General features: G+C 70.8%; 3 protein-coding genes. 1 reads left to right on the top strand and 2 read right to left on the bottom strand.

Features of this window, described 5'->3' with window-relative positions; genetic code table 11:
* Both ACZ7OU_RS50345 and ACZ7OU_RS50340 read right to left on the bottom strand, forming a co-directional pair.
* The coding region (locus ACZ7OU_RS50345) for a glucosaminidase domain-containing protein (protein ID WP_470260795.1) at positions 1–764 on the bottom strand (764 nt) is incomplete at its 3' end.
* The gene (locus ACZ7OU_RS50340; RefSeq protein WP_470260794.1) at positions 761–3,790 is read right to left on the bottom strand and encodes an AfsR/SARP family transcriptional regulator; all 3,030 of its coding nucleotides are present in this window, start codon (positions 3,788–3,790) and stop codon (positions 761–763) included. The genes ACZ7OU_RS50345 and ACZ7OU_RS50340, both read right to left, overlap by 4 nt.
* Before the next feature lie 147 nt (positions 3,791–3,937).
* Between ACZ7OU_RS50340 and ACZ7OU_RS50335 the strand changes: the two genes are divergently transcribed.
* Positions 3,938–4,608 (top strand): CHAP domain-containing protein (locus ACZ7OU_RS50335; protein ID WP_470260793.1); only part of this gene is annotated, 671 nt, incomplete at its 3' end.

The following is a 4,608-nucleotide window of genomic DNA, read 5'->3' as shown; positions in this document are numbered from 1 at the left end:
GCGATCTGCCACGGCCCGTTCACGCTCCAGGCCCCGGATTTCCCGTCCGGTCCCAGGTAGGTGTGTCCCAGCAGCCCGTCGGTTCCGCGGGCGAACATCTCCACCGAGGAGGTCAGCGCGTTGAACGTGCCTTCACCACCCGGCACCGGAGCCACCACCGAAACCGTGTTGAAGCGGTAAAGGTCGTAGGTGCTCATCAAGTTGATGATCGAGTTCGCGTAGTTCGGGTCGGTGGCATATCCCGCTTTGTGCACTTCGCGGATGAACTGGTCCGGGTTGTTCGTGAAGTTGAACGCGTTGGCGTAGCGCGAGTTCTCTCGCAGGAACAGCCCGTGGTCGCGGAACGAGTCCTCCATGGACGCGTACGTCCGGAACGACGCGATCACCACATGGTCCGGGCAGCACTCGTGCGTCGGCAGGTCCTGGCAGCCGTTGGCGATCGGGCCGGGGCCGTTGAAGCACTTGATGCCGAAGTGGTTGTTCCCCGGCGCCGCCTGGCCCCAGTTCGATTCCTGGATGGCCTGCGCCACCGTCACCGAGGCGGGGACGCCGTAGTCGGCCTGCCCGCGCTGCGCCGCCGGGCCCGCGGCGTTGATGAAGTCTTCGGCACTGGCAGCCGACATGGGCGAGGGGGTGACGGCCCCTTCACGCGCCGCGTCGGCGATCACGTCGGGAGGCGGCGCCGCGAGCGCGACACCGCCTGCGAACTGGCTTGCGATCACGAGTGCGGTGGTGGTCATCAACCGCCGGAAGGTCCTGGTCATGAGGACGATCGTGGCGAGCCGACATCCGAAAAACCTTTGGACGGCTTTTGAGGTACCGGCCGGGGCTCTCCCACCTCCCGGCTGTGGTGCCGTTCGAACAGCTCGCGTGCTTCGGTCCACGCCCGGTCGGAGCCCACGCCATCACCTTCCAGGGCCAAGACCACGGACAGGTCGCGGAGAGTTCGAGCCCGCCACAACGGCAGGCCCAGCGCATCCCACCACTCCAGCGCGCGCTTCAGCATCGGCTTTGCCGCCTCGGGATCGCCCGCGGCCAGCTCCAGCTCACCGAGCGTTCGCAGGATCAGGGCTTGGCCGAAGCCGTCCTGCATGTCGTGGCAGATCTCGAGGCTTTCCGACAGCCTCCGTCGCTCGGTGGCACCCAAGCCCTGCCTGATCCGGATCTTCGCGAGTGACTGCGTCGCGTACGCGGTCATCAGCCGGTCCCCGACGGACGCGAAGATCTCCAGTGCACGCTCGCCGGGGGCGGTGGCCTGGTCGAGCCTGCCCGCGGCCCGGTGGACCAGGCTCGTCGAGCGGAGCACCAGCGCGACCCCGTGCTCCTGGCCCGCCTCGGCGTAGCAGTTCATCGCCTTCTCGCAGGTGTCGAGCGCGGCGTCGAGATCGCCGAGTTCGGTGTGGGTGAGGCCGGCCGCGTGGTAGGCGCGGGCCAGGGCGTCCGGGTTGTTCATCAGCTCGAGGACCGGGATCGCGTCGGCCAGGAGTGCCGCCGCGGCCTGGAGTTCGCCCTGTTCCCGGTACACCCGGCTGAGCTCGAGCCGGGTGGTGGTCTGGCGCTGCAGGTCACCGTCGCTGATCCACGCGTTCAGCGCCTGCCGGTAGTAGTCGGCGGCCTCGTCCAGCCGGTCCTGTTCGTAGCGCAGCCAGCCGAGGCCGCAGAGCAGCTGCCCCTCGGCCCCGCGGTCGCCGGTTCGCTGGGCGGCGGCGAGCGCCGCCTGATGGGTTCGCCACCAGAGGGTGAACTGGTTGTTCAGCGCGAACGACGACGAACTCAGCGCCGCCGCGAGTCCGGCCGCGAGCCTGGACAGGTCCAGTTCGCAGGCCAGTTCGACTACCGCGACCAGTCCGTTCTGCTCCCAGTCGAACCACCGGTCCGGTTCGGCGAGCAGCTCGTCGAGCAGGGGCTGGTCCAGCCGGCAGCCGGCCGGCAGTGGCGGCGCCGGCAGCCGCACGGCGTTGGGGAGCAGCGTCGAGGCGCGCTGCACCACCGTGAGGTAGACCTCGCCGACCCGGGCGACCGCGGCCTTCAGGTCCGCGAGCGGCTCGTCAGCCAGGGCGCGCTCCCGGCCGAACGCCCGCGTCAGATCGTGGAGCACGTACCGGTCACCGGAAACGACGTCGACGAGCCTGCTGTCCACCAGCCGTTCGAGGACGTCATCGGCTTCGGGCACCGGGCAGTCCAGCAAGGGCGCCAGCAGCCAGGGAGCGAACGACGGCACCGCCAGGAAGCCCAGGCGACGCAGCGCTGTCCGTTCCGCTTCCGCGAGGCTCTGGTAGCTCAGCGCAAGACTGCCTCGCACCTCGAGGTCGCCGATCGCCAGCTCGGCGAGCACACTGCGTTCGATGCGGAGCCGCGCCGCCAGCTTGGCCAGCGACCAGTGTCTTCGCGCCGCCAGGCGCGCGCCCGCGATCCGCACGGCAAGCGGGAGCCTGCCGCACAGCCGGACGATCTCCGCGGCCGCCGCCGGTTCCCCGCCGACACGTCCGTCCCCGACGACGACGTCCAGCAACCGGAGCGCTTCCGCATCCGGCAGCACCTGCAGGTCACGCCTGCGGGCGCCCTCCAGTGCGCTGAGCTTGTTCCGGCTGGTGACCAGCACCGCGCACCCCGGGGCACCCGGGAGCAACAACCGGACCTGTTGTTCGTGCGCGGCGTCGTCGAGCACCACCAGTACCTTCCGCCCGGCCAGCTCCGACCGGAACCGCGTGGCGCGGTCTTCGACGGCCGGTGGGATCGACGTGTCGGGCACGCCGAGCGCGCGCAGGAACCCGCCCAGCACCTCGGCCGGGTCAGCGATCACCGGCCGAGTACCCGAGAGCACCGCGTAGAGCTGGCCGTCCGGAAAATCGCCGCGGAGCCGGTGCGCGACGTGACTGGCCAGGGTGCTCTTGCCGGCGCCCGGCTGCCCGGAGACCGCGCAGACCCGCACCGCGGCGCCCGGCCGGTCGGTCAGCATGGCGATCAGCGCGCGGACGTCGTCGGCGCGTCCGGTGAAGTCGGCGACGTCGGCCGGGAGCTGCGCGGGCGCGGGCAACGGCTCGCTCGGCCGGGCATCCGCGTGCCGGGCATCCGCGTGCAGGGCGTTCTCGTGGGCGTCCGTCAGCTCCGGACCGGGATCGATGCCCAGTTCGTCGGCCAGCTCGCACCGCACCCGGCGGAAGTGCTCGAGGGCTTCACCGCGGCGGCCGGACTGGGTCAGCGCAGTCACGCGGTGGGCGTGCAACCGCTCTCTGAACGGGTGCTCCGTATTCAGAGCAGTGATCTCGCCGACGAGCCGGTTGCCCCAGCCGAGCGCGAGCTCGGCGCCGATCCGATCTTCGATCGCCATCAGGCGCTGCTCGGTCAGCCGCGCCCGCTCCGCTTCCGCCCACCTGCCCTGAACGCCCGTGAGCGGCGCGCCCCGCCACAGCTGGAGACAGGCTCTGAGCTTCTTCGCGGCGGTCGCGTGATCACCGGCCTCGGCGGCGCGGCGCGCTTCGGCCGCGTGCCGCACGAAGCACGTGACGTCGATGGCGTCCGGCGGCAGGTCCAGCAGGTAGCCGCCCGCCGAGCGGACGAGCACGTCGCCGAGTTCTCGCCGCAGCGTCGACACGTAGGTGTAGACCGCGCCCCGGGCGTCGACCGCCACGACGTCGTCCCACAGCGTGTCGACCAGCCGGTCGAGCGAAACGACCTGCCCGGCGTTCGCGGCGAGCACGGCCAGCAGTCCGCGCGGCTTGGGACCACCCAGGCTCAACTGGCGCCCCTCCGACTCGACCTGGACAGGACCGAGCAGCAGCACCCGCATTCGAACCCCCCATGCTCCTGATCAGCATTCCCGGACATTCGGGACATCTCAAGACACGTTCACAGGTTTTTCGGAGACCGGAACACCAGTCTGGGTTCGACCGGCGGAGGGGATCCGCCACCGAACGTTGGGGTGAAGATGAGGACCATGCCGAGACAGGTGGCCACGACACTGGCCGGGGCGGCGCTGGCCATGCTGGTGAGTGTGCCGTTCGGCGGCGCCGAAGCGGCCGCGGCCACCGGCCAGGACATCACCGGGATCGCGCAGGGGCAGCTCGGCAAGGGCTGCTCGACCGGTGGCTGGCATTGCGACCCGGACGCGTGGTGTTCCGACTTCGTCAAGTGGGTCTGGGACACTGCCGGGATCGATACCGCGGGCGTCGGCCCGGCCGCGGCGAGCGTCGCGGCGTACGGCCAGCAGCGCGGGACGACGACCGGGGAGCCGCACGTCGGGGACGCCGTCGTCTACAACTACGACGGGGCCAGCTGGGCCGAGCACGTCAACCTGGTGGTCGGCGTGCGCGCCGACGGCATGGTGCAGACGGTCGGCGGCAACGAGGGCGCCTCTCCCGGCAGCGTCCTGTTCCACGACTGGCACCGGGCCACCGACTGGGGCAGCGTGCGATATGTCCGCCCAGTCGGCGTCGAGGACACGGTTTCGGTGGTGGCTCCGGTGCCGGGTGGTGAAGGCACGTTCAACGCGCTGACCTCCTCGGTGGAGATGTTCGCCCGCGGAACCGATGGGCTGCTGGGACACACCTACCTGGGACCGGACGGGAAATCCGGGGCCTGGAGCGTGAACGGGCCGTGGCAGGTCGT

It is taken from the genome of Amycolatopsis sp. NPDC114505, from assembly GCF_055633615.1.
Note: the sequence above shows the minus strand (reverse complement) of the source record. Positions and strands in the feature narration are given on the sequence as shown.

What these genes read in the sequence shown, in the direction of transcription:
- ACZ7OU_RS50340 (WP_470260794.1), bottom strand. Translation starts at nt 3,790, where the DNA reads ATGCGGGTGCTGCTGCTCGGTCCTGTCCAGGTCGAGTCGGAGGGGCGC.